The following is a 6,011-nucleotide window of genomic DNA, read 5'->3' as shown; positions in this document are numbered from 1 at the left end:
CGAATCAACCACCGACTTCATGGAGCAGGAAGCTGAGCGTGGTATTACCATCCAGTCAGCCGCTGTTACCTGTGAGTGGAATGGTCACCGCCTGAACATCATCGACACCCCTGGGCACGTTGACTTCACTGTCGAAGTTTACCGTTCACTGAAAGTACTCGATGGCGGCATTGGCGTATTCTGCGGCTCTGGTGGTGTTGAGCCCCAGTCAGAGACCAACTGGCGCTATGCGAACGAATCCAAAGTATCCCGCTTGATCTTTGTTAACAAGCTGGACCGTATTGGCGCAGATTTCCACCGCGTAACCGCACAGGTTAAAAAGGTACTGGGCGCCAACCCACTGGTTATGACCCTGCCAATTGGCCGTGAAGACGAATTCTCCGGTGTTGTCGACCTGCTGACCAGAAAAGCTTATATCTGGGATGAAACTGGGCAGCCAGAAAACTACGAAATTACCGACATCCCCGCCGACATGGTGGACGATGTTGAAATGTACCGCGAGCAACTGATCGAAACTGCGGTAGAAATGGACGACGACCTGATGATGGCTTACATGGACGGCGAAGACCCCTCCATTGATGACATCAAGCGCTGTATCCGTAAAGGTACGCTGGAACTGACCTTCTTCCCGACCTACTGTGGTTCTGCATTCAAAAACAAAGGGATGCAACTGCTGCTGGATGCGGTTGTTGATTACCTGCCCAGCCCAACCGAAGTTAACCCGCAGCCGCTGACCAACGAAGAAGGCGAGCCTACCGGCGAATACGCAATCGTTTCGCCCGACGAGCCACTGCGCGCACTGGCGTTCAAAATCATGGACGACCGCTTCGGCGCCCTGACGTTCGTGCGGATTTACTCAGGTAGGCTGAAGAAGGGTGACACCATCCTCAACTCCTTTACCGGCAAGACCGAACGTATCGGCCGTATGGTAGAGATGCAGGCTGACGAGCGTAACGAGCTGAGCAACGCTCAGGCTGGCGACATCATCGCCATCGTAGGCATGAAAAACGTACAAACCGGCCACACCCTGTGTGACCAGGATCACCCCTGTACGCTGGAAGCCATGGTATTCCCTGAGCCCGTTATCTCCATTTCGGTAACACCGAAAGACAAAGGCTCTACCGAAAAAATGGGTATCGCCATCGGCAAGATGGTTGCTGAAGATCCCTCGTTCCGCGTTGAAACTGATGAAGACTCAGGCGAAACCATCCTTAAAGGTATGGGCGAGCTTCACCTGGACATCAAAGTCGACATCCTTAAGCGTACTTACGGCGTAGAGCTGGAAGTTGGTCAGCCACAGGTTGCCTACCGCGAAACCATCACCCAGAAAATCGAAGACAGCTACACGCACAAGAAGCAGTCTGGTGGTTCTGGTCAGTTCGGTAAGATCGACTACACGATGGAACCCGGCGAGCCGAACTCTGGTTTCACCTTCACCTCAACGGTCGTGGGCGGTAACGTACCCAAGGAATTCTTCCCGGCTATAGAGAAAGGCTTCAAGTCAATGATGGAAACTGGCCCGCTGGCCGGCTTCCCGGTTCTGGACGTTGCCATCAACCTCCACGACGGTGCTTACCACGCAGTTGACTCCTCGGCAGTGGCTTTCGAAATTGCCGCAAAAGGCGCTTTCCGTCAGTCAATGCCTAAAGCTGGCGCACAGCTCCTGGAGCCGGTCATGAAGGTTGACGTGTTCAGCCCGGAAGACAATGTTGGTGATGTTATCGGTGACCTTAACCGTCGTCGCGGCATGATCTCTGGTCAAGAGCCCAACTCAACCGGCGTTCGCATTAAAGCTGACGTACCACTGTCTGAAATGTTTGGCTACATCAGCACCCTGCGTACCATGACTTCCGGTCGCGGCCAGTTCTCCATGGAGTTCTCGCACTACGCAGCCTGCCCCACCAATGTTGCAGAAGAAGTGATTGCCAAAGAGAGAGAGAAAAAGGCTGCCAAGTCGAAGTAACCCGCTCTTTGTACGCTCAGAGCCCTGTCAGCGACGCTGACAGGGCTTTTTTGTGGGCGATTGCAAAACTACAGCGGCGACAGCCTGAAGAGAGATTATAGAATCGCCATAATATAGAAACTCTTTCAGCGATCAATTGATTAGAATTTGCCCAACCCGGCCCTCCGGCTACACCCTTTATCACCAACCAGCGCCTTATCCGCTTTGTACCATTCAAGACATTAACCCGGCGCGACGCCTAGGCCATAATTGCCCGCGCTTATGGCCTTGCTGGAACAGCTGGCCGCCAGTCCGCTAAGAGCGTTGACAGGGACTTTACAATCTTGGCTACAGCCCATTGTCGCCATGCGACTCTTTACGAAAGCGAACGGAATTACCGAAGGCTTTCAGAACAAGATGGAAATGATGTCACGGCGAGCGTATGGTTTTAGAAACTTTGAAAATTACAGATTAAGAGTGCTGGCCCATTGTGGATGGGACGGGATAATCAACAGGGTGAGATGAATGCCCATCCCCCGTTAATGGGGTAGAGCCAAAAAAAAGCAGACCAACTTACGTTGATCCGCTTTTAAAGTGGTAGCGGGGGCAGGATTTGAACCTACGACCTTCGGGTTATGAGCCCGACGAGCTACCAAGCTGCTCCACCCCGCATCAAAACTGTTGACTGGCTAACTGCGTCTCGCCAATCGAGGCTGCGCATTATAGGGAGCCTGTTTAGCTATTGCAAGGCCCATTTGAAACTTTACTTAAAGCTCGCCCTCATGCTGCAGTTTGATCATGGTAGCAAGCGCACTCTCACCGCTATGCTCGATGGAATCCCAGCGCTTTTGGATTTCAAGAATCTCATCCAAGTGCTCCATAAACAATGCGAGCAAGGACGGATCAAAGTGTGAACCGGACTTTTCTTTCAGGAATTCGAGTATTTCATCCAGAGGCCACGGCTCCTTGTAGGGGCGACGCATACTCAATGCGTCAAACACATCAGCAATGGCGACAATTCGCGCCGACTCCGGAATGTCGGTACCGCTGATGCCGCGCGGGTAACCACTACCGTCCCAACACTCGTGATGGTTGTATGCAATCTCGGCAGCCAACTGGAACAGGGGCGTCGTACTTTTCACCAGAATATCCCGCCCGATGGTGGTATGGGTCTGCATTACCGCCATTTCATCGTCGGTGAGGCGTCGGGGGGCCTTCAAGATTTCGTCAGGGATACCAATCTTGCCGGTATCATGCATAGGAGCCGCGAGCTCCAACAGTTTGGCGTCCTCAACCGACCAGCCGGCTTTGGTTGCCAGGGTAGAGGCGTATGCCGCCATCCGCCAAATATGCACACCGGTATCGGTATCATTGAAGTGACCCGCTTCGCCGAGCATGTAAATAGCACTGCGCTGGCTGTCGGAGAGCTCGGCAGTCTTGGCTATAACAGCGGCACGGGTGGCGCGCTGCTGGTTAGCCAGCGTTAAATGCGTTTTCATGCGGGCTCTAACGATTGCCGGATTGATAGGCTTGGTGATGTAGTCCACCGCACCGAGCGCAAACCCCTGCTCCTCCTTGATGCTCTCTGTCACAGCAGTGACAAAGATCACAGGTATATCGCAGGTTTCCGGGTCTGCTTTCAAGCGGCGGCACACTTCATAGCCATCCATTTCTGGCATCATCACATCAAGCAGGATAATGTCGGGCTGCTGAGCCACGGCAATCTTTAGCGCCAACTGCCCGTTGATCGCCGCTCTAATCTGATAGTCGTCGGCCAACACAGACTTCAGAACATCAATATTCTGCGGCGTGTCGTCAACGATCAGGACAGTCTCACCACTCATGCATGATTCTCCTGACTGGAAAGTTCGCTCAGCAGTTCTGAGAGTTGACTGGCTGCAGCATCAAAATCGTAGCGTTGCACGGCGGAAATTACTGTCTCCAGGTTCGGCTTAAGTGGATGTGCTTCAAATAATTTTCGCAGCGCCACCAACTGATCCTCTGCACCGGCATCATAGCCTTCAAGCAACTTCATTATTCCAGTGGCTTTTTCGCGCAGTTCCTCATCACTGATACCGTGTAGAGAAGGCGCCTCCTGCGCACTGCGCAAATAGCTCTCCACTTCCCGCCGGGAATTCTCCAAGTCTCGACTGAGTATATTCAGGCGCAATTGCGCCTCTTCATGCGCCTCTCTTCTCACCAGCATGGCAATTTCAGCGGCGCTACCCGCCAATTGCGCGGCCCCAATAGCGGTCGCGGTTTTCTCAATACGAGAGCAGACCTCTAGCGAAGTGCTATCGTCTGCATTGTGCAATGCGGTAGTTAGCATTTCTTCCTCGCCGGCTGCTTTGGCAACGTAAGTGCCGAGCATATTTTTCACCAGCGATTCATTATTTCCAGACGTAGCGAGTGCCTTGTCAGGTGAAAAGAACCGAAACTCGGCGCTGCCATTTTCAATGTCACGGCGGTTAAGGCAACGCCGTGAAAAGGCCGTCCATCGCTCAACAATGTCGGTCAAAATTTCTACATTTACAGGTTTGCAAAGGTGGTCATTCATACCGCTTTGCAGCGCATTGAATTGATCCTGGGCCATGACGTTGGCAGAAAAGGCTATGATAGGAATTCCCGTTAGCCCGAGCTCCTGCCGAACATGTTTCGCGGTCGCCAGCCCATCCATGTTGGGCATCTGAACATCCATCAGAATACAGTCGAAATCGGTAGTTTTTTCCAGCACCGACACCAGCTCGACGCCGTCATTGCAAATCTGAACCTGCACACCAAGTTTCGCGAGTATTTCTTTAAGGATAAATTGATTTACCGGGTTGTCTTCGGCAGCAAGCAGGCTTAATCCAGAAAGACGACTACAGGCTTCGCTTGCATCTACATTGGAGTCGGTATCACTGTCTTCATGTAAACCGAGCTTTTGCGCGAGATGCCTACGCATGATGGGTTTGGCAAGAAGCCCACCAACACTTATGTCGCGGGAGCGTAACTCCGACTTCAGATCATCGATATCGTAAGCCGACATCATAATAATTCTAGAAGCATCCACCCTATAGTCATTGATCAGCGACTGAACGGTATTAACGCCACCACCGTCCGGCATTCGCCAGTCGATAATATAATGATCAAACTGTTGACCGTCACCCAACAACGCATTGAGCTCAGTCTTCGCACTCACACTCGTAGTTTTCGCCCCCAGCTTTTCCAGCATGGCCTCGAGAATTTCCCTGGCAGCACGATTATCATCAAGCACCAGTATTTTTTTCTCCGCGTAAGTATCTTGCGGGCTCACGCTCGACTCGGTCTCTTCTGCCAAAGGCAGTGTTAGCGCAAACCCGAACTTACTGCCCTGCCCGAGCTCGCTCTCTACCTTGAGCTCACCACCCATAAGTTCAACCAGCCGCTTGGAAATGGACAACCCGAGCCCAGTACCGCCGTGTTTGCGTGTGATGGATGCATCTGCTTGAGAAAATGAGAGAAAAAGCTCCGACAGACGATCTTCAGCGATGCCTATACCCGTATCTTCGACCGAGAAATTCAGCGTAATAGCACTTTCACTTCTGTCGTTCACGCTAACGCGAGTGATAATTTCCCCTTCCTCTGTGAATTTGATGGCGTTACTGCAGAGATTGATCAGCACCTGAGAAAGCCGCAGGGCATCACCCATCAGCTGTTCGGGAATGGTTTCATCGTAATCAACAAGGTATTCCAGACCTTTGCTGGTGGCCTGAATACTGAGCACAGCAATGATTTCTTTAAGCACTTCTTCAATTGAAAATGCTGTGTTTTCTATTTCCAGCTTGCCCGCTTCTACTTTCGAGAAGTCGAGTATGTCGTTGATAATGCCGAGCAAAGAGTTCGCAGAGGTACCGAGTTTGGAAATGTAGTTCTTCTGCTTATCCGTCAAAGGGGTCTGGCTGAGCAGATGTGTCATGCCAATAATGGAATTCATTGGCGTGCGAATTTCGTGGCTCATATTCGCCAGAAAATCAGACTTTGCCTCACTGGCCGCCTTGGCCTCTTCCATCGCCTTCTGCAGTTCCTCAGTCCGCTCAGACACTTGCTG

Annotated in this window: 4 protein-coding genes and 1 tRNA gene; 2 read left to right on the top strand and 3 right to left on the bottom strand. The window is 52.0% G+C overall.

All coding sequences use genetic code 11. From position 1 onward, the window contains the following. Both fusA and ABYP39_RS16710 read left to right on the top strand, forming a co-directional pair. The coding region (gene fusA / locus ABYP39_RS16715) for an elongation factor G (RefSeq protein ID WP_372783697.1) at window positions 1-1,963 on the top strand (1,963 nt) is incomplete at its 5' end. Window positions 1,964-2,224: 261 nt separating this feature from the next. Beyond that, the gene (locus ABYP39_RS16710; RefSeq protein ID WP_372783695.1) at window positions 2,225-2,467 is read left to right on the top strand and encodes a transposase; all 243 of its coding nucleotides are present in this window, start codon (window positions 2,225-2,227) and stop codon (window positions 2,465-2,467) included. 70 nt (window positions 2,468-2,537) lie between these two features. Here ABYP39_RS16710 and ABYP39_RS16705 read toward each other — a convergent pair. From ABYP39_RS16705 to ABYP39_RS16695, 3 genes are all read right to left on the bottom strand, one after another. Next, window positions 2,538-2,614 (bottom strand) — tRNA-Met (locus ABYP39_RS16705). Window positions 2,615-2,709: 95 nt separating this feature from the next. Further along, a complete protein-coding gene (locus ABYP39_RS16700; protein WP_372749030.1) occupies window positions 2,710-3,786 on the bottom strand; it encodes an HD domain-containing phosphohydrolase in 1,077 nt (358 codons plus the stop codon). Beyond that, window positions 3,783-6,011: response regulator (locus tag ABYP39_RS16695; RefSeq protein ID WP_372783693.1), on the bottom strand; the 2,229-nt coding region annotated here is incomplete at its 5' end. The genes ABYP39_RS16700 and ABYP39_RS16695, both read right to left, overlap by 4 nt.

Origin of the sequence: Litorivivens sp., from assembly GCF_041625495.1 — a bacterium.
Lineage (GTDB): Bacteria > Pseudomonadota > Gammaproteobacteria > Pseudomonadales > Spongiibacteraceae > Litorivivens.
The sequence above is the reverse complement of the archived record's forward strand: the minus strand, read 5'-3'. Positions and strand labels throughout refer to the sequence as shown.